The 23305-nt window shown below is 73.0% G+C and carries 25 protein-coding genes; 13 read left to right on the top strand and 12 right to left on the bottom strand.

What is annotated here, in order from left to right:
• Window position 1: 1 nt before the first annotated feature.
• Together AC1DQC_RS12520 and AC1DQC_RS12515 are read right to left on the bottom strand one after the other, a co-directional pair.
• A complete protein-coding gene (locus AC1DQC_RS12520) occupies window positions 2-847 on the bottom strand; it encodes a siderophore-interacting protein (protein ID WP_477051567.1) in 846 nt (281 codons plus the stop codon).
• Window positions 848-904: 57 nt separating this feature from the next.
• The gene (locus AC1DQC_RS12515) at window positions 905-1354 is read right to left on the bottom strand and encodes a MarR family winged helix-turn-helix transcriptional regulator (protein ID WP_477051566.1); all 450 of its coding nucleotides are present in this window, start codon (window positions 1352-1354) and stop codon (window positions 905-907) included.
• A gap of 61 nt (window positions 1355-1415) precedes the next feature.
• On the opposite strand from AC1DQC_RS12515, the gene AC1DQC_RS12510 reads away from it, so the two are divergent.
• Window positions 1416-2654, top strand: coding sequence for an MFS transporter (locus AC1DQC_RS12510; protein ID WP_477051565.1), 1239 nt, complete (start codon window positions 1416-1418; stop codon window positions 2652-2654).
• 57 nt (window positions 2655-2711) lie between these two features.
• On the opposite strand, the gene AC1DQC_RS12505 is transcribed toward AC1DQC_RS12510, so the two are convergent.
• Window positions 2712-3575: an ABC transporter permease subunit gene (locus AC1DQC_RS12505; RefSeq protein ID WP_477051564.1), complete on the bottom strand. Its 864-nt coding sequence runs from the start codon at window positions 3573-3575 to the stop codon at window positions 2712-2714.
• Window positions 3572-4555: an ABC transporter ATP-binding protein gene (locus tag AC1DQC_RS12500; protein WP_477051563.1), complete on the bottom strand. Its 984-nt coding sequence runs from the start codon at window positions 4553-4555 to the stop codon at window positions 3572-3574. Before AC1DQC_RS12500 ends, AC1DQC_RS12505 begins: the two co-directional genes overlap by 4 nt.
• Before the next feature lie 207 nt (window positions 4556-4762).
• Between AC1DQC_RS12500 and AC1DQC_RS12495 the strand changes: the two genes are divergently transcribed.
• The 3 genes from AC1DQC_RS12495 to AC1DQC_RS12485 all read left to right on the top strand — a co-directional run bounded on the left by AC1DQC_RS12495 (window position 4763) and on the right by AC1DQC_RS12485 (window position 8112).
• Complete coding sequence (locus tag AC1DQC_RS12495; protein ID WP_477051562.1) at window positions 4763-5623, top strand: Bax inhibitor-1/YccA family protein; 861 nt, start codon at window positions 4763-4765, stop codon at window positions 5621-5623.
• A 61-nt stretch (window positions 5624-5684) separates the two neighbouring features.
• Entirely contained in the window at window positions 5685-7070 is a 1386-nt protein-coding gene (locus AC1DQC_RS12490; RefSeq protein ID WP_477051561.1) for a cystathionine beta-synthase, read from the top strand.
• A gap of 43 nt (window positions 7071-7113) precedes the next feature.
• Complete coding sequence (locus AC1DQC_RS12485; RefSeq protein ID WP_477051560.1) at window positions 7114-8112, top strand: acetylxylan esterase; 999 nt, start codon at window positions 7114-7116, stop codon at window positions 8110-8112.
• A 19-nt stretch (window positions 8113-8131) separates the two neighbouring features.
• On the opposite strand, the gene AC1DQC_RS12480 is transcribed toward AC1DQC_RS12485, so the two are convergent.
• The 3 genes from AC1DQC_RS12480 to AC1DQC_RS12470 all read right to left on the bottom strand — a co-directional run bounded on the left by AC1DQC_RS12480 (window position 8132) and on the right by AC1DQC_RS12470 (window position 10251).
• Window positions 8132-8740: a class I SAM-dependent methyltransferase gene (locus tag AC1DQC_RS12480; RefSeq protein ID WP_477051559.1), complete on the bottom strand. Its 609-nt coding sequence runs from the start codon at window positions 8738-8740 to the stop codon at window positions 8132-8134.
• Between the two features lie 61 nt (window positions 8741-8801).
• Window positions 8802-9389, bottom strand: a complete 588-nt coding sequence (locus tag AC1DQC_RS12475) for a TetR/AcrR family transcriptional regulator (RefSeq protein WP_477051558.1) — start codon at window positions 9387-9389, stop codon at window positions 8802-8804.
• Window positions 9382-10251, bottom strand: a complete 870-nt coding sequence (locus AC1DQC_RS12470; RefSeq protein ID WP_477051557.1) for an alpha/beta fold hydrolase — start codon at window positions 10249-10251, stop codon at window positions 9382-9384. The genes AC1DQC_RS12475 and AC1DQC_RS12470 overlap by 8 nt, the downstream gene beginning before the upstream one ends.
• 109 nt (window positions 10252-10360) lie before the next feature.
• On the opposite strand from AC1DQC_RS12470, the gene AC1DQC_RS12465 reads away from it, so the two are divergent.
• Genes AC1DQC_RS12465 through AC1DQC_RS12455 form a run of 3 tightly spaced genes read left to right on the top strand, consistent with a single transcriptional unit; the run spans window position 10361 to window position 12597 of the window.
• A complete protein-coding gene (locus tag AC1DQC_RS12465; protein ID WP_477051556.1) occupies window positions 10361-10768 on the top strand; it encodes an FKBP-type peptidyl-prolyl cis-trans isomerase in 408 nt (135 codons plus the stop codon).
• Between the two features lie 56 nt (window positions 10769-10824).
• The gene (locus tag AC1DQC_RS12460; RefSeq protein WP_477051555.1) at window positions 10825-11649 is read left to right on the top strand and encodes a MerR family transcriptional regulator; all 825 of its coding nucleotides are present in this window, start codon (window positions 10825-10827) and stop codon (window positions 11647-11649) included.
• A 33-nt stretch (window positions 11650-11682) separates the two neighbouring features.
• Window positions 11683-12597 carry a transglutaminase-like domain-containing protein gene (locus AC1DQC_RS12455; RefSeq protein WP_477051554.1) on the top strand — a complete coding sequence of 305 codons (915 nt, stop codon included), beginning with the start codon at window positions 11683-11685 and terminating at the stop codon, window positions 12595-12597.
• A 125-nt stretch (window positions 12598-12722) separates the two neighbouring features.
• On the opposite strand, the gene AC1DQC_RS12450 is transcribed toward AC1DQC_RS12455, so the two are convergent.
• From AC1DQC_RS12450 to msrA, 3 genes are all read right to left on the bottom strand, one after another.
• On the bottom strand, window positions 12723-13967 hold the full coding sequence (locus AC1DQC_RS12450) for a D-arabinono-1,4-lactone oxidase (RefSeq protein ID WP_477051553.1): 1245 nt from the start codon (window positions 13965-13967) through the stop codon (window positions 12723-12725).
• A gap of 9 nt (window positions 13968-13976) precedes the next feature.
• Entirely contained in the window at window positions 13977-14819 is an 843-nt protein-coding gene (locus tag AC1DQC_RS12445) for a lysostaphin resistance A-like protein (RefSeq protein WP_477051552.1), read from the bottom strand.
• Between the two features lie 354 nt (window positions 14820-15173).
• Entirely contained in the window at window positions 15174-15842 is a 669-nt protein-coding gene (gene msrA, locus AC1DQC_RS12440) for a peptide-methionine (S)-S-oxide reductase MsrA (protein WP_477051551.1), read from the bottom strand.
• Between the two features lie 216 nt (window positions 15843-16058).
• On the opposite strand from msrA, the gene AC1DQC_RS12435 reads away from it, so the two are divergent.
• The 3 genes from AC1DQC_RS12435 to ilvA are packed head-to-tail and all read left to right on the top strand — an operon-like array spanning window position 16059 to window position 19848.
• Window positions 16059-17291, top strand: a complete 1233-nt coding sequence (locus AC1DQC_RS12435) for a cystathionine gamma-synthase (RefSeq protein ID WP_477051550.1) — start codon at window positions 16059-16061, stop codon at window positions 17289-17291.
• Window positions 17288-18649, top strand: a complete 1362-nt coding sequence (locus tag AC1DQC_RS12430) for an AI-2E family transporter (protein WP_477051549.1) — start codon at window positions 17288-17290, stop codon at window positions 18647-18649. Before AC1DQC_RS12435 ends, AC1DQC_RS12430 begins: the two co-directional genes overlap by 4 nt.
• Complete coding sequence (gene ilvA, locus AC1DQC_RS12425) at window positions 18646-19848, top strand: threonine ammonia-lyase (protein WP_477051548.1); 1203 nt, start codon at window positions 18646-18648, stop codon at window positions 19846-19848. Before AC1DQC_RS12430 ends, ilvA begins: the two co-directional genes overlap by 4 nt.
• 57 nt (window positions 19849-19905) lie before the next feature.
• On the opposite strand, the gene greA is transcribed toward ilvA, so the two are convergent.
• Together greA and AC1DQC_RS12415 are read right to left on the bottom strand one after the other, a co-directional pair.
• The gene (gene greA / locus AC1DQC_RS12420; protein WP_477051547.1) at window positions 19906-20391 is read right to left on the bottom strand and encodes a transcription elongation factor GreA; all 486 of its coding nucleotides are present in this window, start codon (window positions 20389-20391) and stop codon (window positions 19906-19908) included.
• Between the two features lie 287 nt (window positions 20392-20678).
• Window positions 20679-21104 (bottom strand): DUF4307 domain-containing protein, encoded by a 426-nt coding sequence (locus AC1DQC_RS12415; protein WP_477051546.1) that lies wholly within the window; start codon window positions 21102-21104, stop codon window positions 20679-20681.
• 107 nt (window positions 21105-21211) lie between these two features.
• Between AC1DQC_RS12415 and mca the strand changes: the two genes are divergently transcribed.
• Genes mca through AC1DQC_RS12400 form a run of 3 tightly spaced genes read left to right on the top strand, consistent with a single transcriptional unit; the run spans window position 21212 to window position 23300 of the window.
• Window positions 21212-22084, top strand: a complete 873-nt coding sequence (gene mca / locus AC1DQC_RS12410; RefSeq protein ID WP_477051545.1) for a mycothiol conjugate amidase Mca — start codon at window positions 21212-21214, stop codon at window positions 22082-22084.
• The gene (locus AC1DQC_RS12405; RefSeq protein ID WP_477051544.1) at window positions 22081-22473 is read left to right on the top strand and encodes a hypothetical protein; all 393 of its coding nucleotides are present in this window, start codon (window positions 22081-22083) and stop codon (window positions 22471-22473) included. The genes mca and AC1DQC_RS12405 overlap by 4 nt, the downstream gene beginning before the upstream one ends.
• Window positions 22470-23300 (top strand): carbon-nitrogen hydrolase family protein, encoded by an 831-nt coding sequence (locus AC1DQC_RS12400; protein WP_477051543.1) that lies wholly within the window; start codon window positions 22470-22472, stop codon window positions 23298-23300. Before AC1DQC_RS12405 ends, AC1DQC_RS12400 begins: the two co-directional genes overlap by 4 nt.
• Window positions 23301-23305: the final 5 nt, after the last annotated feature.

The raw sequence follows: 23305 nt of genomic DNA, 5'->3' as shown, positions 1-23305 counted from the left end.
CTCAGTCGAGCCCCTGCTCCGACGCCTCGATCGTCGCGAGCCAGTCGCGCTTGCTCGCGCGCCAGCCCTCGTCGTCGGCGCCGAGGCGCCAGTAGCCGGAGACGGAGAGCTGGTCGCGCGTGATGCCACGGTCGACGCGCACGTGCCGGCGCAGCTCGCGGACCACCCCGGCCTCGCCGTGCACGAACGCACTCACCGGTGCCGGCAGCTCCGGGAGTGCGGTGACGGCGTCGACGAGCGCGAGGCCCGCGACGCCGATGCCCTGGTGCACCCAGTGGACGTGCACGCCGGGCGGGAACGTCAGGGGGATCTGGTCCTCGGCGTCGTGCACCTCGATGACGGCGTGCCCGACGGCGTCCGCAGGCAGGCGTTCGAGGGCGACTGCGATGGCCGGCAGTGCGCTGGCGTCACCGGCGAACAGGTGTGACGCCGCGGCCGGGTCGGGCGACCAGGCGCCGCCGGGGCCGAGCAGCAGGACCTCGTCGCCGGGCTGCGCCTTCTCCGACCACGGGCCGGCGACGCCCTCGTCGCCGTGCACGACGAAGTCGAGCGTGAGCTCACCGGCGGCCTCGTCCCAGGCGCGCACCGTGTAGGAGCGTTGGCGCGGCTGCTGGTCCGGGGGCAGGGCCGCCCGGACCGCGTCGAGGTCCAGCCGGCCGTCGTCGCGCAGCGGGCGCGGGGCGCCGTCCGGCAGGAAGACGACCTTGACGTAGGAGTCGGCGTGCGGCGACGGCGGGAACCCGGGAACGGCCACCACCACGCGGACCATGGTCGCGGCGATCCGTTCCGCCCGGACGACCACCCCCACGAGCGGGGCGGGGCGCGGGCGGGCCGGTGCGTCGGTCATCGAGGTCCTTCGTCCGAGGGGCTGTGGTGCGGCGGCCCACGCTAGCCGAGCCGGCTGTCAGGTGCGGGTCGCGTGCGCGTCGAGGTCGTCGTTGAGGCGCGTGAGCAGGGTGGCCAGCCGGCGGCGGTCGTCCGGCGACCAGTCGGCGAGGATGTCGGCGTAGACCTCGGCGCGGGCGGCCCGGGTCTCGGCCAGGGCCGCGGTGCCCGCGGGCGTGGTGGTGACGACCGCGCGCCGGCCATCGTGCACGTCGCGCTCGCGGGTGACGTAGCCCGCCGCCTCCATCGCGAGGACCTGCCGCGTCACGGTCGACGCGTCGAGGCGCAGGTGGTCGGCGATCTCGTTGATCCCGACGGGGCCTGTGGTGTCGAGCAGGCGGAGCGCGAGGTACGCGGAGCGCTCGAGCGTCGTCGACAGGCGGGTGGTGGCTCGGCGGTTGCGGTCCGCGAGCCGCAGCAGCAGCGCCACCTGCGTCTCGACCGCGGCGGATGCGTCGTCGTCGCTCATGGGTGTAGCATACATGGAGTTACCTGCCCCATACAGATACCAAGAGATACAGGACCTGCACGTGGCGTCGTCCCGCACCGAACCCAACAAGACCGCGATCTACTCGACCGCCCTCACKGCGTTCTTCGCCATCGCGGGCATCGCGATCGTGGACCCCATCCTCCCGGCCATCGGCGCCGCCATCGGCGCGACGACGTGGCAGATCGAGCTGCTCTTCACCGCCTACATCGCGGTGATGGCGGTCGGCATGATCCCTGCGGTCATGGCGACCGGGAAGTTCGGCTACAAGAAGGTCCTCGCCGCAGGGGTGAGCACCGTGGCCGTCGCCGCGATCCTCGCGTCGCTGTCCAACGGCATCGTCTCCCTCGCGCTCCTGCGCGGCCTGTGGGGCCTGGGCAACGCGATGTTCTTCGCCACCGCCATGGTGCTGCTGGTGTCGCTGGCCAACGACAAGAAGTGGGTCGTCGAGCTGTTCGAGACCTGCGTCGGGCTCGGCTTCGCCATCGGCCCGCTGATCGGCGGCCTGCTGGGGCAGATCAGCTGGCGCGTGCCGTTCTTCCTGTGCGGGCTGTTCATGATCGCGGCGCTGATCATCTCGCTGACACGCCTCAAGGACCCCGAGGAGATGCCGGCGCAGCTGCGGCTGGGCGAGGTGTTCCAGCCGTTCCGCCGGCCCGCGTTCGTGGCCCTCTGCGTCATCACCGCGACGTACAACTTCGTCTTCTTCATCGTGCTGGGCTTCACGCCGATCTTCCTGGGCCTCGACGTCGTGCCCCTGGGCCTCGTCTTCACCGCGTGGGGCATCGGGCTCGCCTTCGGCATCCTCGTCGTCGGGCACCGGCTCGCCCACCGCTTCGGCGCCGTGCAGACCGTCGGCTTCGCCTTGATGGTCCTCATGCTCACGCTGATCGGCCTGGCCACCTCGCACAGCACCGCGCAGTCCGTGGTCGTGCTGGTCGTCGCAGGCGTCTGCATGGGCATCTGCAACGCCAACCTCACCGACCTCGCGCTGGCCACCGGCTCGCCGGACCGCCGTGTCACCACGGGGGCGTTCAACCTGGTCCGCTGGGGCTTCGCGGCGCCCGCGCCGGTGGTCGCCGGGCTGCTGGCCGAGCACGTCGGCATGCGCGCCCCGTTCTGGGTGGCCGTCGCCGTGCTGGCCGTGGGCATCGTGACGTTCCTCGTCTTCGGCCACATGATGGCGCGGACCGTGGGCGAGCGCGTGCTCTGGTCGCGGTGGAACCGCGCGGCCGAGGAGCTCGAGGGCGTGCCCGAGGAGGCGCTCGGCGAAGTCGTCTGACCTGGGCACGACGAAGGGGGCGGTCCTCGWCGAGGACCGCCCCCTTCGGTGTGTGCGTCAGGCGTCGCGCTTCTTCAGCAGGACGGCCGCGGCCCCGAGGACGACGACGACCCAGAGCACGAGGACGCCGTAGCCCTGCCACGCCGTCAGGTCGGCGCCGATCGTCGAGGACGCCGCGGCGGCCTCCAGCTGGGCGTCGGTCTGCGTGAGCTGCTGCCCCGCGATTCCCGGCAAGAACGGGAACATGTAGGTCAGCGGCTTCCATGGGATGGAGCTGAAGAGGATCGGCGCGACGAGCAGCAGCCCGAGCACGGTCGCGATCGCTGCCGCCGAGTGACGCATGAGCGCGCCCAGGGCGAACGAGAACAGCGAGATCGTCGCGAGGTACACGGCGGTCCCGACGAGCGGCCGGATCATGTCCGGGTCGCTGAAGTCGACCGACAGCCCCTTGCTGTCGAAGAAGAGCCACTGGAGGGCTGTCCCGGCCGCTACCGCCACCAGCGCGGCACCGAAGACCGCGACGATCAGCACGATCGCCTTGGACCACAGCACCGGAAGTCGCTTGGGGGCGGCCGTCAGGCTCGAGCGGATCATCCCGGTCGTGTACTCGCTCGTGATGGTCAGGGCGCCGAGGACCGCCAGGGCCAGCTGCCCCAGGGTCACGGCGAAGCTCAGCGGACCGAGCGCGTCGCTGGCGTCGGGCGGACCGCCCTGCTCGGGGCTGGGGGCGTTGACGTACGCCAGGCTGATCAGCACGACCAGTCCGACCGTCGCGATCAGGAAGATGGCCAGCGTCCAGATGGTCGAGCGGACCGACCAGAACTTGATCCACTCCCCGCGCAGGAGGTGGCCGAAGCTGAGCCGGTACGGCTTGGTGGCGGTGGTGTGGCGGTGCGGCTCGGTGGCGACGGTGGCGCTCATCGGGCGTCCTCTCCGGTGGTCGGGGACGTGGTCGCGGCGTGTGCGCCGTGCGGCTCGGAGACCTCGCCCGGCAGCGCGGCGGAGTGGTATTCGACCGACTCCGACGTGAGGGACATGTACGCCTCCTCCAGCGAGCCGGCCAGCGGGGTGAGCTCGTGGAGCACGAACCCGTGCTTGGCCGCGATCTCGCCGACCTCGACGGCAGTCGCGCCGTGGATCTCGAGGAGCCCGTCCTCCGACGGCGTGACGGTGACGGCAGGCCCGGCGAGGCGGGCCGCGAGGTCCGTCGCCTGGGGGGAGCGGACCCGCACGGTGGCGCGTGTGGCCTGGGCGATCACCGAGTCGACGGGCCCGTCGGCGATGATCTTGCCGCGGCCGATGACGATCAGGTGGTCGGCCGTCACGGCCATCTCGCTCATGAGGTGCGACGACAGGAAGATGGTCCGGCCCTCGGACGCGGCCAGGTACTTGACCAGGTTGCGCACCCAGAGGACGCCCTCGGGGTCGAGGCCGTTGACGGGCTCGTCGAGGATCAGCGTCTGCGGGTCGCCGACGAGCGCCGCGGCGATGCCCAGCCGCTGGCCCATGCCGAGCGAGAACCCGCCGACGCGGCGCTTGGCCACGGTGTCGAGGCCGGTCATCGAGATGACCTCGTTGACGCGCTTGTCGCCGATGCCGTGCGTCGCGGCGATGGCGCGCAGGTGGTTGCGGGCGCTGCGGCCGGTGTGGACCGCCTTCGCCTCGAGGAGCGCTCCCACCTGGGTGAGAGGGGAGTGGTGCTCGGCGTACCGCTTGCCGTTCACGGTGACGCTGCCGTGCGTCGGCTTGTCGAGGCCGACGATCATGCGCATGGTGGTGGACTTGCCGGCACCGTTGGGTCCCAGGAACCCGGTGACCCTTCCGGGCTGCACGGTGAACGAGATGCCGTCCACCGCCAGCTTCGTGCCGTATCTCTTCGTCAGGTCGTGGGCCTCGATCATCAGCCGTTCCTCGTCGTCGGGAGCAGAACCGTTGACGACCCTACGGGCGGGTCGCAAGGCGATACATCGGACCATGGGGGGAGCGAGGCCCAGCCGAAAGGCCGAGGACTCGTGAGGTGAGGAATGTCGGGAACGAACGCGCCCCTGTCCACGTTCGCTACGGTGACAGCCTTGTCTGACAGCGCCCGATCCGTCCAGGAGGACGCCATGGCCAATCCCGTGTTCAACAACAGCCCGGTCTTCCAGGACCCCGTCCAGCGCCGGGGTCAGAAGTCGCCCGCCTCGACGGTCTCCTACGGCACCGCCGGCACCGCGACCACCGACGCTGCGACGCTCGACACCCTGTACAACGCCCCGTCGGCCACGACGCGGGACACAGGCCGTCTGACGTACGACGACGTCATCATCAGGACGGGCGGGCTGCTCGCGCTGCTCGTCGTCATCGCGGCCGGGTCCTGGTACCTCACGCCGTCCATGCCGTGGATCCTCTGGGTCGGCATGCTCGCCGGACTGGTCCTCGGCCTGGTCAACGCGTTCCGCAAGGAGCCGAGCCCGCCGCTGATCATCGCCTACACGGCCGCGCAGGGCCTGTTCCTCGGCGGCATCAGCTACCTGTTCCAGAACTACCTCGTCGAGGGCACGTCGACCGGCACCGCGGCGCCGATCGTCACGCAGGCGGTCATCGCGACGCTCGCCACGTTCGCCGGCGCGCTGTTGCTGTTCCGCTCCGGCAAGGTGCGCGTCACGCCGAGGTTCACGCGCTGGCTGCTCATCGGCCTCGTCGGCTACCTGATCTTCTCGCTGGCCAACTTCGTCGCGTCGTTCTTCCTGGCCAGCGACGGGTTCGGCCCGTTCCGCAACGGCATCTGGGGCGTGCTCGCCGGCCTGGTCGGCGTCGGGCTCGCCGCGGCCAGCCTGATCGTCGACTTCGACGCGATCAAGCGCGGCGTCGACAAGGGCGCGCCCGCCAAGTTCGCGTGGTCGGCCGCGTTCGGCCTCATCGTGACGCTGGTCTGGCTGTACCTCGAGTTCCTGCGCCTCTTCGCGATCCTGCAGGGTCGCAACTGACGCCTCGCGTCGGAACTGCTCCACGTCGGCCCGACCCCGCCACCCATGGGAGCGCAGGACAGTGAAGTTCGCGAAGCACATCTCGGAGCTCGTCGGCGGCACCCCGCTCGTCCAGCTCACGTCCGTGACCGCAGGCCTGACGGCGACCATCCTCGCCAAGGTCGAGTACATGAACCCCGGCGGCTCCGTGAAGGACCGCATCGCCCTGAAGATGATCGAGGCCGCGGAGTCGAGCGGCGAGCTGATGCCGGGCGGCACCATCGTCGAGCCGACCAGCGGGAACACCGGCGTCGGCCTGGCCCTCGTCGCGCAGCGCAAGGGCTACCGCTGCGTGTTCGTCTGCCCCGACAAGGTGAGCCAGGACAAGCGCGACGTGCTGCGGGCCTACGGCGCGGAGGTCGTCGTGACCCCGACCGCGGTCGCCCCGGACCACCCCGACTCCTACTACTCGGTCTCCGACCGGCTGGCCAAGGAGATCCCGGGCGCGTGGAAGCCCAACCAGTACGCCAACCCGAACGGTCCGGCCAGCCACTACGAGTCGACCGGGCCGGAGATCTGGGCGGACACCGACGGGCGGGTCACCCACCTGGTCACCGGCGTGGGCACCGGCGGCACCATCACCGGCACCGGGCGCTACCTGCACGACGTCTCCGACGGGCGGGTGGTCGTCATCGGCGCCGACCCCGCGGGCTCGGTGTACTCGGGCGGCGACGGGCGCCCGTACCTGGTCGAGGGCGTGGGCGAGGACTTCTGGCCGACCGCGTACGACCCGACCGTCCCCGACGAGATCATCGCCGTGTCCGACGCGGACTCGTTCGCGATGACGCGGCGCCTCGCGCGCGAGGAGGGCCTGCTGGTCGGCGGGTCGTGCGGCATGGCGGTCGAGGCGACGCTGCGGTACGCCCGGCGGCTCCAGGACGAGGACCCGGCGGCCGCCGCGGAGGCCGTCATCGTCGTGCTCCTGCCCGACAGCGGTCGCGGCTACCTGTCCAAGATCTTCAACGACAAGTGGATGCGCTCGTACGGGTTCCTGGCCGCCGACGAGGGGGCCACGGTGGCCGACGTGCTGCGCACCAAGACCGGCACGCTGCCCGACCTGGTGCACACCCACCCCAACGAGACCGTCCGCGACGCCATCGAGATCCTGCACGAGTACGGCGTCTCGCAGATGCCTGTGGTCGGGGCCGAGCCGCCCGTGAAGATCGGCGAGGTGGCCGGCGCCGTGAGCGAGCGCGAGCTGCTCGACGCGGTCTTTTCCGGAGAGGCGGAGCTGTCCGACCGGGTCGACCGGCACATGTCGTCCGCGCTGCCGCTCATCGGGTCCGGCGAGAGCGTCGAGTCCGCGCGGTCGGCGCTGCAGAAGGCGGACGCGCTCATGGTGGTCGACGACGGGTCGCCGGTCGGGGTGCTCACCCGCCACGACCTGCTCGGTTTCCTGGCACGGTAAATTCGTCCGGGAAACGCTGTCCTGATCGCCGCGAAGGAGCACGATGGCCCTGTTCGACCTGCCCCTGCCTGAGCTCGAGCGCTACCTGCCCGAGCTGGACGAGCCGGCCGACCTCGACGCCTTCTGGGCGTCGACCCTGGACGAGGCGCGAACGTTCGACCTCGGACTGACGGTGACTCCGGTGGACACCGGGCTCACGGCGATCGACGCGTTCGACGTGACGTTCGCCGGGTTCGGCGGGCATCCGATCAAGGCGTGGGTCACGCGGCCGGCCGGCGTGTCCGGGGAGCTGCCGGCGGTCGTCGAGCTCATCGGGTACGGCGGCGGTCGGGGCTTCGCGCACGAGCGGCTGGCGTGGGCCGCGGCCGGGTACGTGCACCTGGTCATGGACACCCGCGGCCAGGGGTCGACGTGGGGCAGCGGCGGCCACACGCCGGACCCGGCCGGGTCGGGGCCGGCGTCCCCGGGCGTCATGACCCGCGGCATCCACGACCCGCACGACCACTACTACCGGCGGCTCATCACGGACGGCGTGCGGGCCGTCGACGCGGTCCGCGCGCTGCCCGGCGTCGACGCGTCGCGCGTGGCCGTCACCGGGATCAGCCAGGGCGGCGGGCTCGCGATCGCCGTGGGCGGGCTGGCCGACGGGCTCGTGGCCGTCATGCCCGACGTCCCGTTCCTGTGCCACTACCCCCGCGCGCTCGCGATCACGGACGCCTTCCCGTACGGCGAGCTCGTGCAGTACCTCGCCGTGCACCGCGACCAGGAGGCCGTCGCGATGCGTACGATGTCGTACTTCGACGGCGTGCACTTCGCGCGCCGGGCGTCGGCACCCGCGCTGTTCTCCGTGGCGCTGCGGGACGAGACGTGCCCGCCGTCGACCGTGTTCGCGGCCTACAACCACTACGCCGGGCTGTCGGCCGCGCGGCCCGCCACCGACATCGAGGTGTACGCGTACAACCAGCACGAGGGCGGTCAGGCGTTCCAGGTGCACCGACAGCTGCACTGGCTGCGTGCGCTGTTGGCTGCCACACCGGCCTGAGCCGTCTCGGCCCGACGGGTCAGGCCGCCCGGCGCAGCCGGTACCACTGCGGGGCGGTCTTGGTCAGCGGCCAACCCAGGCCGGTCGTGTCCGCGGCGTCGACAGAGAGCAGGTCCCAGCCGACGAACGCAGCCCGGATCTCCGCCGGCGTCACGCCGCCCACCCACGAGCGCATGCGCGTCGCTTGGAACTCGAGCATGAGCAGAGTCGCGTCGGGGTTCGCCAGGGCGGACACGCCCGAGCCCATGGCCGCCCGCTCGTCGGCGACCAGGTGCTGGAAGCAGCCGACGTCGAGGAAGAAGTCGAACGTGCCCAGGCCGGGCGCCTGCAGGTCTGTCACGTCACCCACCACGAACCGGGCGTCGGACAGGCCGCTGCGCGCCGCMACCTCGACGGCGTGCGCGGCGGTGTCGAGCCCGACAGCGTCCCAGCCACGGCGCGCGAGCTCGTGGGTCTTCGGGCCCCGGCCGCACCCGAGGTCGAGCGCCCGGCCCGGCGGGTGCGGCCGGTCCGCCTCCTCGCGGTCGAGCAGGGCACCGAGCGCCGCCGCGGCGGTGCGGCCGTAGCTCTCCCACGGCGCGAACCCGATGCGGTAGGCGAGGCCGTACCCCGTCCGGACGCCTCTCATGGGGCGCACCTCCTCCCGGCTCGCCCCCCATCCCAGCACCGGGCGGGCCGGTCCGACAGGGTCAGCCGACGCTCAGCCGCTCCAGGCCGCCGACCAGGCCCGCGACGAGGAAGGCGAAGCTCTCGTCGACGTCGTCCGGCATGCCGAAACCCCCGTCGAGCTCGAGGACCACGAACCCGTGCACCGCGGCCCGGACGGCGCGCACGGCATCGATCCGGCGGTCCTCGGGGACACCCAGTGCCGTGACGGCGTCCACCAGCGCGCCCACGACGCGCACGCTCGCCTCCCGGACGGCGTGAGCGTCGGGGTCGTGGATCCAGGCAGCGCCCTGGACGGCGCCGTAACGCCCTGGATGGCGTCGCGCGAGGTCCCGGATGGCCCGCGCCATCTCCGGGAGCACGTCAGCGCCCGAATGCGTGGCGCCGACGGACCGGAGGGCGTCGCCGAACTCCTCGATGCAGACCAGTGCGACCTCGCGGCGCAGTGCCGGCAGGCCGGCGACGTGCTTGTAGAGGCTGGGCACCGCGACGCCCGCGCGGGCCGCGACGGCCGACAGCGTGAGGTCGGCGAAGCCGGTCGGGCCGCCGTCGTCGACGACCGCGAGGGCCAGCTCGACGACGGTGGCGCGGTCGAGACCCGCCCTAGGCACGCGTGCTCGCGCGGACCTGGAACCGGCCGGCGTCGTCGCGCGGGAGGTCCGCGAGGAAGGCGAGCGTGCGGGGGACGACGACCTCGGGCGCCTGGTTCTGCGGGTAGTGGGCGACGTCGGGGATCAGGGTGACGTCGGCGTCGATCGCACCGCGCAGCCACTCGGCCTCGGCCGCCGGGTCGGGGAAGTCGGGGTCGATCGCGCCGACGAACGCGACGGCCGGGGCCGCGATCTCGGGCACGCGTGCCTCGACCGGCGCGTGCGTCAGCTGGACCGTGAGGTGCCGGAAGGACCGCAGGTGGGCGGGGTCCTTCATGGCGGCGCGCAGGTCGGCGACGTGCTCGTCGAGCCACGGTGCCTTGGTGCCGCGGTTGAGGTAGCCGCGGTAGTACGACGCCCAGACCGCGGCGCCCCACGGCCGGGCGAACAGGACGCGCATGACGCCGTGCATGGCGGCGACCGCGATCGCGGGCATCGGGCGCTCGCGCAGGAACGGGCCGGTGAGGACGAGGCCGGCGACGAGGTCGGACCGTTCGGCGGCGGCCCAGCCGGCGGCGCCCGCGCCCATCGAGTTGCCGACGAGGACCGCCGGGCCGCCCAGGTGCTCGACGAGGGCGAGCGCGTCCTGGCCGGTCACCACGTCTCCGTGGGTGCTGAAGGTGGTGTCGGAGTCGCCGTGGCCGCGCAGGTCGAGGACGGCGACGCGGTGTCCCGCGTCGGCGAGGGGGCCGGTGAGCTCGCGCCAGGTGCTGCGCAGGTCACCCATGCCGGGGATGAGCACGACGAGCGGGCCGTCGGCGGGCCCCTCGACCGTGTAGGCGATCCGCCCCTCGGGGCGCTGCAGGTGGTTGATGGTGTCCATGACTGAAAAGCTAATGCCATTAGCCAACGCCGTCAACCCCCGGTTCGGCGGGTGTCGGTCGGGCTTGGCAAGATGGGTCGCGCACTGTCATCCACTGAAGGAGTACGTCATGTCCGCAGCGCTGCCCGAGGCATCGGGATCCTTCGGCCAGAAGCCGACCCTCACGTTCCCGGACGCGCAGCCGTCGCAGGAGCTCGAGGTGCGCGTCCTGTCCCGCGGCGACGGCCCCCTCGTCGAGGCCGGCGACGACCTCGAGGTCCACTACCTGGGCCAGTCGTGGAACGGGGGCGTGTTCGACAACTCGTACGACCGCGGTTCCTCGATCAGCTTCCCGATCGGCGTCGGCGCGGTCATCGGGGGCTGGGACCAGGGCCTCGTCGGCCAGCAGGTGGGCTCCCGCGTGCTGCTCTCGATCCCGTCGCACCTGGGCTACGGCGACCGCGGCGCCCCGCAGGCCGGCATCAAGGGTGGCGACACGCTGGTCTTCGTCGTCGACATCGTCGGCACCAGCAACTGAACCAGCCGCGACGGCCCCCTGCGCTCGCCGCAGGGGGCCGTCGCTATCCTCGGGCCGTGGCCGACCGCGAGGTGACGATCGGGGAGCTCGCGCGCCGGTCGGGGTTGTCCTTGAAGGCGCTGCGGCTCTACGACGCCCGCGGCCTGCTGGAGCCCGTGCGGGTGGACCCCGGCACGGGCTACCGCTACTACGACCCGGCGCAGCTCGACCGCGCGCGGACCATCGCGCTGCTGCGGCGGCTGGAGATGCCGCTCGGCACGATCGCCGACGTGCTCGCCGCGCCGACCGGGCAGGCCGTCGCCATCCGGTCCTGGTGGGCCGGTCGGCAGCGGGAGCTCGCGGAGCACGGGCCCGAGCTCGACCTCGTCCTGCATGCGCTCGGCGGACCGCCCGGGCAGCCGCACGCCGGCCAGTTCGGGATCGACGACGTCGTGGTCGAGCCGGCGCCCGCCCGGACGGTCGCGACCGTGACCCGGCGCGTCCCGCAGGACGAGCTGGTCGCGGCAATGACCGCCGACGTGCTGGAGATCCGACGGTTCCTCGACGACGGCGGCGCCACGCGAGGCGACGAGTTCTGGGTCCTGTTCCACGGCGCCGTGGGCAACGACGGCGACGGACCGGTCGAGGTGTGCGTGCCGTACGAGGGACCGGTCGACCCCGTCGGCAGCATCAGCTTGCGCCGGGAGCCCGCCCACACGATGGCGTTCGTGCCCGTGACGGCGGCCGACTGCCGGTACCCACGGATCATCGGCGCGTACGTCGCGCTCGAGACGTGGTTCACCTCCGGTGGGCGCGCGCACGCCGGCCCCGAGCGCGAGATCTACCCCGTGCCGTGGTCCGACCAGGGTGTCGTCGCGCGCGTCGCCCGACCCGTCGCTTGACCCTGCCCCTGGGGCAGGCCGCACGCTGGTCCCATGCCTGAGCTCGCCGACTACGCCACCCACAGCCGCTACTCGGACCCCGGTCCGCACGCCGCGCTGCTCGCCGCCGTGACGCCCGCGCCGGGAGCGCTGCACGAGGCCGCCTGCAGCACGGTCATCCACTACCGCGCCGGCGCGGACCAGCTCGAGCCCGGCCAGGACGCCGACATCGACCTGCGCTGGCTCGACCACCTGCTGGCGGAGTCCCAGAAGCGGTCCGCCGGCCCGCTGGGCGCGCCCCGGACCCCGGCGCAGCAGATCGCCGGCTGCTGCCGGGACCACACGCTGTTCTCGATCGGCGTGCTGCGCGAGCACGGGATCCCCGCGCGCAGCAGGGTCGGCTTCTCGGCCTACTTCCGTCCCGGCTTCCACCACGACCACGTCGTCGGCGAGTACTGGGACGGTGAGCGCTGGGTCCGGTTCGACCCCGAGCTGAACATGGCCGAGAACTGGTTCGGGTTCGACTCGCACGACATGGCGACCGGGCTCGGCGCACCGTTCGAGACGGCCGCGGAGGTGTGGCTCGCGCACCGGACCGAGGGGCTCGACGTGTCTACCTACGGCGTCGACCCGTCGCTGCCGGAGCTGTGCGGGCCCGAGTTCGTCCGCGGGTACGTGGTCACCGAGCTCGCGCACCGGGAGCGCGACGAGCTGCTGCTCTGGGACGTGTGGGGCGACACCCTGCCCGGGACGGCGACGCCCCCGGACGAGCTGGACCGCCTCGCCGACGAGATCGCCGCGCTGCTCGTGGCCGCCGACGGTGGCGACGCGGCGGCCGAGGCCACCCTGGCGGACCGCTACGCGACCGACCCCCGGCTGCAGCCGGGCACCGGGGTGGTGACGCTGTCGCCGACCGGCCGGGTCGGCGACGCGGACCTGGAAGCGAAGGTCACCCGCTGGCGCTCCTGACCCGCCGCAACGTCCGCGCAAGTACGGGTCAGGGGACGTAGTTCCGCGGACGTTGCGGGGGAGAAGCGCGGGACGTCCGCGCAGGTACGGGTCAGGGGGCGTACATCCGCGGACGTTGCGAGGGCTCAGAGGACGTGGCGGTCCAGGTAGGCGTTGCGGAAGACGCCGTCGGGGTCGGTGCGGGCGACCAGGGACCGGAAGTCGGCCCAGCGCGGGTACAGGCGCGCCAGGTCGCGATCGGCGTCGATGAAGACCTTGCCCCAGTGCGGGCGCGCGTCGAACGGAGCCAGCGCGGCCTCGATCGTCGGCAGCAGCGCCTCGACCTCGGGCTGGCGAGGCAGCCACGTGAAGTGCAGGCCGACGCGGTCGCCGCCCTCGGCGGTGGACAGCCACAGGTCGTCGCCGGCGATGGTGCGGACCTCCGTGACCTGCAGCAACGGCGCGATCCGGTCGGCCAGGGTCCGCATCGCCTCCATCGCCGCGACCGCGTGCGCGCGCGGGACCAGGAACTCCGACTGCAGCTCGTCGCCGTTGCTGGGCGTGAAGTCCATGCGGAAGTGCGGCAGGCGGTCGTGCCACGGCCCGGGCTCGCCCAGCTGGGCCGTGCAGTTGACGGGGTCGATGCCGGGCAGCGGGTGGCGCGGGCCGTCGGCGGGCGTCGTGCCGAAGAAGTCGGTCCGCAGCGCGTAGTCGGGCGTGACGCGCGTCTTGCGCCAGACCTGCTGGATGGTGTCGCCGGTCCAGTCGGTGAAGAGGCTGACGGAGTCGGCGCTGCCCGTGATCTGGTCGAGGTGCTCCAGGGCCGCGCTCCACGGCAGGTCGAGGTGCACCTCCTGCGCGACGTCGTAGGTGGGCTCGATGTCGAGCGTCACGCGGGTGGCGACGCCGAGCGCACCGAGGGCGACGACCGAGCCGGCGAAGTCGTCGTCCCCGCGCCGGACCGTCCGCAGGGCCCCGTCGGGGCCGACGAGCTCGAGCGCCCGGACCGCCGCGGCGAGGTTCTGCGACCGGTCGCCCGAGCCGTGGGTCGCCGTGGCGACCGCGCCGGCCACCGAGATGTGCGGCAGCGACGCGAGGTTGTGCACCGCCCAGCCTGCCGGGTGCAGGTGCTGGGCGAGCGTGCCGTACCGGGTGCCGCCCGTGACAGTGACGGTCCGTGCCGCCTCGTCGATCTCCGGCGCGCCCTCGAGGCCGTCCAGCGCGACGAGCGCGGCGGGGTCGTCGGCGAGGTCGTTGAAGCAGTGCCGGGTGCCCAGCGCCCGGATCCTGCTGGACCTCGCGACGATCTCCTGCAGCTCCTCGACCGTGCGGGGGTGGTGGATGTCGGCCGCGCGATAGGTGTAGTTCCCGGCCCAGTTGGTCAGCGTCACCAGGTCAACCTACGACCCGCCGGTGAGGAAGACGTCGAACAGGGCGGGGTCGTGGGCGTGCACCAGCACCAGGAACACGACGAGGTCGAACGTCAGGTGGATGGCCACGACGTAGCTCAGCGACGAGGTCTTGCGGAAGATCCAGCCCTGGATCAGTGCGAACGGGATGGTCAGCAGCGGCCCCCACGAGCGGTAGCCCAGCTCCCACAGGAACGACACGAAGACGGCGGCCTGCAGCACGTTGGCCAGCCAGAAGCCGAAGTGCGCCCGGAGCAGGGCGAGGACCACGCAGATGAAGAACAGCTCGTCCCAGATGCCCACGGCGTTGACCCCGACGAAGAGGCGCACCACGTCGTGCGCGCCGTCGAGGTCGGGCCAGTTCTGCCACACGCCCGAGCCGAGGAAGTACGCGGGGAGGATCAGGTAGGCCGCCACGACCACCGCGCCGAGGTACACCCACTGCCATCGGTCCCAGCGCCGACCCGTGCGGACGGGGAAGTGGATCTTGTCGTCCCGCAGCACCCGGCGGCTGAGCACCGTCGGGACGATCACCGCGAGGCCCAGGGCCACCGTGAACCGCGCCATGCCGGCGTTCGACAGGTCCGCCCGCAGCGAGATGGTGCTGATGATCGCCTGACCGAGCGCGACCAGGGCGAGGTCCTTGCCCAGGGGCTTGTCGACGAGCAGCCCGAGGCCCACGCCCAGCACGAGCGGGACGTAGCCGAGCGGGCGGACGTGGACCGCGAACAGCAGGATCGCCGCGCCGCAGACGAGGGCGGCGGCGACGATGCGGGCCGCCGTCGTGCCGGTCGTCGTCGAGCCGTGCGTCCGGCTGGTCGTCGTGTCGCTCATGCGAGGTCGGGGCGGGTCACGCGGCCGCCGTCGGCACACCGGAGAAGGTCACCCGTGCAGTCTGTCGGGTGCGGGACCCGGGAGCGAGACGGGCGGGCGGCAGTCCTGGACGTCCGTGCAGGTGGACCCGGGTCCAGCACCAGGTGGACGGCCATGGACGGGGCCTGCGGTCGGTGGATACGTTCGCGGCGGACCGGCAGGGGGAGCGACCCTCCGGTCCGCCAGGACGACGCCGAAGGGCGGCCGGCGACAGATCACGGGGGACCCGTCGCCGACGCCGTGGCGGGCGGGTGACCGACAGCGGGGGCACAGTCGGTCACCCGCCCGTACATCTGGCGGGCGAGCGCCGGACGATCAGGCGCCGGTCGGCCGCGGGCAGGAGACGCCCGTGCCGCCCAGGCCGCAGTAGCCGTTGGGGTTCTTGTCGAGGTACTGCTGGTGGTAGCCCTCGGCGTAGTAGAAGGTGCCGGCGTCGTCGGCCGACCGGATCTCCGTGGTGATCGGGCCGAAGCCGACCCGGGTCAGCCGCGGCTGGTACTCGTCGCGCGTGGCGCGTGCGGCGAGCTCCTGCTCCGGCGTCGTGGTGTAGATCGCCGACCGGTACTGGGTGCCGACGTCGTTGCCCTGCCGGTAGCCCTGCGTCGGGTCGTGCGACTCCCAGAACGTGCGGAGCAGGTCCTCGGCGGAGACGACGGACGGGTCGTAGGCCACCAGCACCATCTCGGTGTGACCGGTGCGCCCGGTGCAGGTCTCCTCGTACGTCGGGAAGGGCGTGAAGCCGCCCTGGTAGCCGACCGCCGTGGTGACGACGCCCGGGATCTTCCAGAAGGTGCGCTCGGCGCCCCAGAAACACCCCATCGCGACGTAGAGCACCTCGGTGCCCTCGGGCCACGGGCCCTGCAGCGGGGTGCCGAGGACGGTGTGGGTGGTGGGAACGGCGTAGGGGTAGCGGTCACGACCCGCGAGGGCGCGCTCCGGCTCGACCATCGTGGACTTGAGTGCGGATCCGAACAGCCAGCTCATGTCTGTGCTTCCTCTCCGGGAGCCCGGTTGGTCACCTGGGTCCTCCCGGGGATCACAACGGGACCCCCTCTCGTCCTGTTCCCGAATTCTCGCCCAGATCGTGACAATGTCTTGACCGCACCATGACCATACCGGGAGCGCACCCTCCCATGACCCGGAGCGCACCGGAACGCGCCCACCAGGGCCGCGACGCCCCGAGCGCCTAGCCTGGGACGCGTGACGAACCACGGGCACCCCCACGACGACGACTGGTCCTCCGCCGGCTTCTCGACCCGCGCCATCCATGCAGGTCAGGACCCGGACGCCACCACCGGGGCGGTCGTGCCGCCCATCTACGCGACCTCGACGTACAAGCAGGACGGCGTCGGCGGGCTGCGCGGCGGCTACGAGTACTCGCGCTCCGCCAACCCGACCCGCACGGCCCTCGAGTCCGCCCTGGCGGCGGCCGAACGCGGCGCGGCCGGCTTCGCGTTCTCCTCGGGCCTCGCCGCCGAGGACACGCTGCTGCGCGCGACGCTGCGGCCGGGCGACCACGTCGTCGTCCCCAACGACGCGTACGGCGGCACCTACCGCCTGATCGCGCGCGTCTTCGGCCCGTGGGGCATCGAGCACACGCCGGTCGACCTCTCGGACGCGGACGCGGTCCTCGCCGCGATCCAGCCCGGCCGCACCAAGGTCGTCTGGGTGGAGACGCCGACCAACCCCCTGCTGGGCATCGCGGACATCGCCGTCCTCGCGGCGCACGCCCGGGCGGCGGGGGCGCTGCTGGTCGTCGACAACACGTTCGCGACCCCGTACCTGCAGCAGCCGCTCGCGCTCGGCGCCGACGTCGTCGTGCACTCGACGACCAAGTACATCGGCGGGCACTCCGACGTGGTCGGCGGCGCGCTCGTCGTCGCGGACGGCGCGCAGCTCCCGGTCGGGCTCGACGGCCCCACCGGGACGACGAGCCTCGCGGACGCCGTGCGCTTCCACCAGAACGCGTCGGGCGCGGTCGCCGGCCCGTTCGACGCGTGGCTGACGCTGCGCGGCCTCAAGACGCTCGCCGTCCGCATGGACCGGCACGTGAGCAACGCCGCCGCCGTGGCCGAGTTCCTGGTCGGGCACGACGCGGTGACGTCGGTCATCTACCCGGGCCTCGAGAGCCACCCCGGGCACGAGGTCGCGGCGCGGCAGATGAGCGGGTTCGGCGGCATGATCTCGTTCCGCACGGGCAGCGAGGCGACCGCGCTGGCGTTCTGCGCGGCGACCCACGTGTTCACCCTCGCGGAGTCCCTGGGCGGGGTGGAGTCGCTGGTCGAGCACCCGCACAAGATGACCCACGGCTCCGTGGCCGGCACCGAGCTCGAGGTTCCCGACGACCTGGTCCGCCTGTCGGTGGGCATCGAGGACGTCGCGGACCTGCTCGCCGACCTCGAGGCCGCGCTCGCGGCGGGGCGCGACGCGTGAGCGGGCACGGCACGGAGCCCCTGGCGGGCGAGCTGGTGGCGGCCGACGAGCTGGCGGTGCCCACCGCGGGGCCGCCCGTGAGCCGCACGGGTGCGCGCGCGTCCACGGGCGTCATCCGGGCCGCCGACGGGCAGTCGGTGCCGCCGTCGGTGCGCAACGCCGCTGCGTGGTCGTGGCGGTTGCTGCTCATCGGCGCCGCCCTCGCCGTCCTGCTCTGGCTGCTGAACGAGCTCAAGGTCGTCGTCGTCCCGATCGCGGTGGCCCTGCTGCTGACGGTCCTGCTCGCGCCGTTCGTCGGCTGGGTCCAGCGCCGGACGCGGATGCCGCGGGTGGCGGCCGTCGCCGTGGCGCTCGTGGGGCTCGTCGTCGTTGTGGCGGGCCTGCTGACGCTCGCCGGCCGCTCGATCGTCAAGGGGTTCGGGCAGCTCTGGGACCAGGCCGCCCAGGGCATCGACAAGCTCACCACCTGGCTCGCCGAGGGTCCGCTGCAGCTGACCACCACGGACATCTCGGGGTGGCTGGACAAGATCCAGGGGTCGCTCAGCGGCGGCAGCTCGGAGCTCGTCTCGGGTGCCCTGCACGCGACGACGACGGTGGCCCACGTGGCCGCCGGCACGCTGATCGCGCTGTTCTGCACGTTCTTCTTCCTGCTCGACGGGCGCTCGATCTGGGCGTGGGTCGTCGGGCTGCTCCCGCGGGGGTCCCGCGAGCACGTGCACCAGGCGGGCCGACGGGGGCTCGTCACGCTCGGCGCCTACACGCGGACCCAGATCCTCGTGGCGGCGGTCGACGCCGTCGGCATCGGGCTCGGTGCGGCGATCCTGCAGGTCCCCCTCGCGCTGCCGCTCGCCGTGCTCGTGTTCCTCGGATCGTTCATCCCGATCGTCGGCGCGGTGGTCACGGGCTCGGTCGCGATCCTCGTCGCGCTGGTGTCCAACGGTCCGGCGTCGGCCATCTGGATGCTGGTCGTCGTCATCCTCGTGCAGCAGCTCGAGGGCCACGTGCTGCAGCCGTTCCTCATGGGTCACGCGGTGTCGCTGCACCCGGTCGCCGTGCTGCTGTCGGTCGCCGCAGGCTCCTTCGTCGCCGGGATCGTCGGTGCGCTGTTCGCCGTGCCCATCGTCGCGACGCTGAACACCGTGATGCTGTACCTGCACGGCCACGACAAGTTCCCGCAGCTGGGCACCGACGACCACGTGCCCGTGCGCGGGCGCGGGCACCCGGTGCTCGACCGGGCCATCGCACAGGTGGCCGAGKCGACGTCCGAGCGGGTGGCCACCCAGGCCGAGGCCGGCGTCGAGCCGCCGCCCGTCGTGGACACGGACGACGTTGACGACGACCGCCGGGACGCCCGATGACCGGGCTGGTCGAGGTCCGGGCCGCGGCGGACCTGCTCAAGGGCGTCGCGGACCGCACGCCCGTGCAGCTGAGCCGCGCGCTCTCGCACGTGGTCGGCGCCGAGGTGTGGCTCAAGTGCGAGAACCTGCAACGGGCCGGCTCGTTCAAGCTGCGCGGCGCCTACGTGCGGATGGCGCGGCTGTCGGAGGAGGAGAAGGCGCGCGGGGTCGTCGCCGCGAGCGCGGGCAACCACGCGCAGGGCGTCGCGCTCGCGGCCCGGATCCTGGGCCTGACCGCCGTCGTCTTCATGCCGGCCGACGCCGCGCTGCCCAAGATCGCGGCGACCCGCGACTACGGCGCGCGCGTCGAGCTGGTCGGCGCGAGCGTCGACGAGGCGCTGGTGCACGCCCGGGAGTTCGCCGACCGCACCGGCGCCATCCTCATCCACCCCTTCGACCACGACGACGTCGTCGCCGGCCAGGGCACCATCGCGCTCGAGATCGTCGAGCAGGTGCCCGACGTCGCGACGATCGTCGTGCCGGTGGGTGGGGGAGGCCTGGCCGCCGGGGTGGTCGCCGCCCTCGCCGAGCTGCGACCGGACGTGCGGGTGATCGGGGTGCAGGCCGCTCGGGCCGCCGCGTACCCGGCGTCCCTCGCGGCCGGTCACCCGGTCCCCGCGCCGGAGCTGCGCACGATGGCCGACGGCATCGCCGTGGGGACGCCCGGCACGGTCCCGTTCGGCATCCTCGCCTCCCACCACATCGAGGTCCGGACCGTCTCGGAGGAGGACCTCTCTCGGGCGCTGCTGCTCGTGGCGGAGCGGGCGAAGATGCTGGTCGAGCCCTCGGGTGCGGCCGCCGCGGCCGCGCTCATGGCGGGCGTCGGACCGATCGAGGGCCCGGTCGTCGCGATCCTGTCGGGCGGCAACATCGACCCGCTCGTGCTCATGCGCGTGGTCCGGCACGGGCTCGCCTCGGCCGGCCGGTTCCTGCAGCTGCAGGTCCGGATCGACGACACGCCCGGCGCTCTCGCGGACCTGCTGCGTGCCCTGGCCGACACGGGCGGGAACGTCATGCACGTGTCCCACGCGCGGACGGTCGGCGACCTGCAGCTCGACGAGGTCGCGATCGTGGTGCAGGTGGAGACCAAGGGCCCCGACCACTGCGACTACGTCGTGCAGCAGCTGCGCGACGCCGGCTACCGGCTCACCAACCACTGACGCGCGAGAGGCGCCACGCCCACGGAGGGAGTGGCGCCTCGTCGGGCGTGCGGGGCGTCAGCCCGTGAAGGGCTTGGCGTCGGTGATCTCGACGGCGATCTCGCGCCCGTTGGGCGCGGTGTACGCGGTGGACTCGCCGATCTTGCGTCCGTTGATGGCGGCGCCGAGCGGGGACGTCGGGGAGTAGACCTCGATGTCCGAGGTGCCCGCGATCTCGCGCGAGCCGAGCAGGAAGACCATCTCGTCGCCGGCGACGACGGCGGTCACGACCATGCCGGGCTCGACGATGCCGTCGTCCTTGGGCGTGCCGATCTGCACGTTGCGCAGCTTCTCCTTGAGCTCGCGGATGCGAGCCTCCTGCTTCGCCTGCTCCTCGCGCGCGGCGTGGTAGCCGCCGTTCTCCTTGAGGTCGCCCTCGTCGCGCGCGGCGGCGATGCGGGCGGTGACCTCGGCGCGGCCCTCTCCTTCGAGGCGTGCGAGCTCAGCCGTGAGGCGGTCGTAGGCCTCCTGGGTCAGCCAGGTGGCCGCAGTCGTATCGGTCACGATCGCTCCTTTCCTTGCGTGTGCCGGACGTGCCGGTCCGCGCCTCGGGGGCGCGCTGTCGGCAGTCCGGGGGACCGGAGGCATCCAGGGACACGTCCGGCGATCGGGTACTGAAGGGTCTGCTCCGCCGTTTCCTCGCGGTCGCGTCGACCGGTGGTGGTGCGGGACCGGGGCGGCGTTGAAACGAACAGGATAGCAAGCGGGGGCGCGACGATGCCCGGGATCACGCGCCGCGCAGGGTGGCGGCGGGTCCGTCGCGCTGCCCTGTCGCCCGTTCGGGTGGCCCGTCAGCTGCTCGGGGCGGGATCGTCGACGAGGTCACAGCGCTCGACCGTCCCGCTCACCGCGAGCTCGGTCGTCTGCACGGTGACGGTCACCCGCCGCGTGGCCGTGCCGGCCGGGCCGACGTCGACCTTGCGGACCCCGACCTCGCCGTACGACTCCGACAACGCCGTGACCGTGCAGGTCACGGTCGACTCCTTCGGCTTGGTGACCTCGAACGTCACCTCGATGGCGCGCGGCCCCTCGACGTGGAAGCCGACGTCCTTCCACGACACGGGTCGGCCGGCCAGGTTCAGGCCGATCCAGACCACGAGCGCGACGCCCAGCACCCCGGCGATGACCAGACCGACGCGCCCGCGTCTGGCCGACCGTGCGGTGGGCTCGGGGCCGTAGCGCCCGGCCGGCGGTCGGGTGGCGGGCGAGTCGGTCACGGAGCTCCTCGGGCGGTGGCGCGACGGGGTCGCCGCGTGCGCGATCATTGTCTCTCGTCCACACACCCGCCTGCGCCGAGCGTCGGGCGACTGACGGGAGGCCCGAGGTGACCGGAGAGCGGCTGCGCCTGATGGCGGTGCACGCCCACCCCGACGACGAGTCGAGCAAGGGTGCCGCGACCATGGCGAAGTACGCGGCCGAGGGCGTCGACGTCCTCGTCGTCTCGTGCACCGGCGGCGAGCGCGGGGACGTGCTCAACACCCAGCACCCGCCCGTCGAGGGTGGCCTCGACGGCATGCGCGAGTACCGGAAGCACGAGATGGCCGCAGCCGCGGCCGCGCTCGGCGTGCAGCACCGGTGGCTCGGCTTCGTCGACTCGGGCCTGCCCGAGGGCGACCCGCTGCCGCCGCTGCCCGAGGGGTGCTTCGCGCTGGTCCCGCTCGAGGAGGCGTCGGCCCCGCTGGTGCAGCTGGTCCGCGAGTTCCGGCCGCACGTCATGACGACGTACGACCCGTCGGGCGGCTACCCCCACCCTGACCACATCATGTGCCACAAGGTCTCGGTGGAGGCGTTCGAGGCGGCCGGCGACCCCGACAGGTACGTCGGGCTCGGCGAGCCGTGGACGCCGTCGAAGCTGTACTACAACCACGGCTTCTCGCTGGTGCGGATGCGCGCGGTCCACGACGCGCTCGTCGCGGCCGGTCGTGAGTCGCCGTTCGGCGACTGGATCGACTCCCGGCAGGCCCGGGAGGTCCCCGAGCGCGAGGTCACCACGCGCATCGAGGCGTCGGCCTACTTCGGCCAGCGCGACGCCGCCCTGCGCGCGCACGCGACCCAGATCGACCCGGACGGCTTCTTCTTCGCGGTCCCGCGCGAGCTCGAGATCGCGCAGTGGCCCACCGAGGAGTACGAGCTGGCGTCGTCGCGCGTGCCCGTCACGCTTCCCGAGGACGACCTCTTCGCCGGGCTCCGCCCATGATCGCGACCTTGCTGCTCCTGGCGCCGGCGCCCAGCCCGTCGCCGTCCGACGTGAACATCGACGGCAGCCCGGTGGGCTCGCCGGGCTTCCTCGGCTTCGTGTTCACGTTCCTGCTCGCCGTCGCGCTCGTGTTCCTCTTCCTGTCGCTGACCAAGCAGCTGCGCGTGGTCGACCGCCGCGCGAAGAAGCTGGGGCTCGACGACGACGACGACGAGGGTGACGACCGGACCGCGGGACCGCACGCGGACCTCGGCCTGCTCGATGCCGGCGCCGGCGGCCCCGACTCGGAGGTCGACGCGGACGTCGCCGTGGCGCCCTGGGAGTACCTCCAGGACGAGCCGCCGGCCCCCGACGCGCCGGGGCAGGACCGGACCGACGGGTCGCGATGAGCGCCACCCCGCCGCCGGAGCGCCCGGCCGTCCGCGTCACGGTCGCGCAGCTGTCGGTGAGCGGCGACCACGGCGCCAACCGCCAGGTGGTCGAGGACGCCTTCGACGTCGCCGCGCGGTCGCGGGCCGACCTGCTCGTGGTGCCCGAGTACGCGTCCGGGTTCGACCCGCGCGGGGTCGGCGTGGAGCACGCGGAGCCGCTGGACGGGCCGTTCGTGCACATGCTGCGCACGAGGGCTGCCGCGACTGGCGTGGCGGTGCTCGCGGGTGTCACCCTGCCCGCCGACGGCGACGACCCGCGGGCGGTCAACGCCGTCGTGGCGGTCGACGGCACGGGGGCGCTGGCGGGGGTCTACCGCAAGGTGCACCTGTACGACGCGTTCGGGCAGCGGGAGTCCGACCGCCTCGCGCCCGGACCGGTGGACGCGCCGCCGCTCGTGCTGGACGTGGGCGGCCTGACGTTCGGCGTGCTCACCTGCTACGACCTGCGCTTCCCCGAGTCGGCGCGCCGGCTGGTCGACGCGGGCGCGCAGGTGCTCGTCGTGCCGGCCGCGTGGGCGGCCGGGGAGCTCAAGGCGATGCACTGGCGCACCCTCGCCATCGCGCGCGCCATCGAGAACACCGCGGCCGTCGTGGCCGTCGGCCAGGCGGGCAAGGGCGTGGTCGGACGCTCGATCGTCGTGGCGCCCGACGGGGTGGTGGGCCTGGAGATGGACGACGCGCCGCAGATCCGGACGGTCGACCTCGACGGCGCMGCGCTGCTCCGGGTCCGTGCGCAGAACCCGTCGCTGGCGAACCGTCGCTACGCGGTGGTCCCGGTCGCGTAGCGGAC

The organism is Cellulomonas sp. P4_H12 (genome assembly GCF_056400905.1).
Note: the sequence above shows the minus strand (reverse complement) of the source record. Positions and strands in the feature narration are given on the sequence as shown.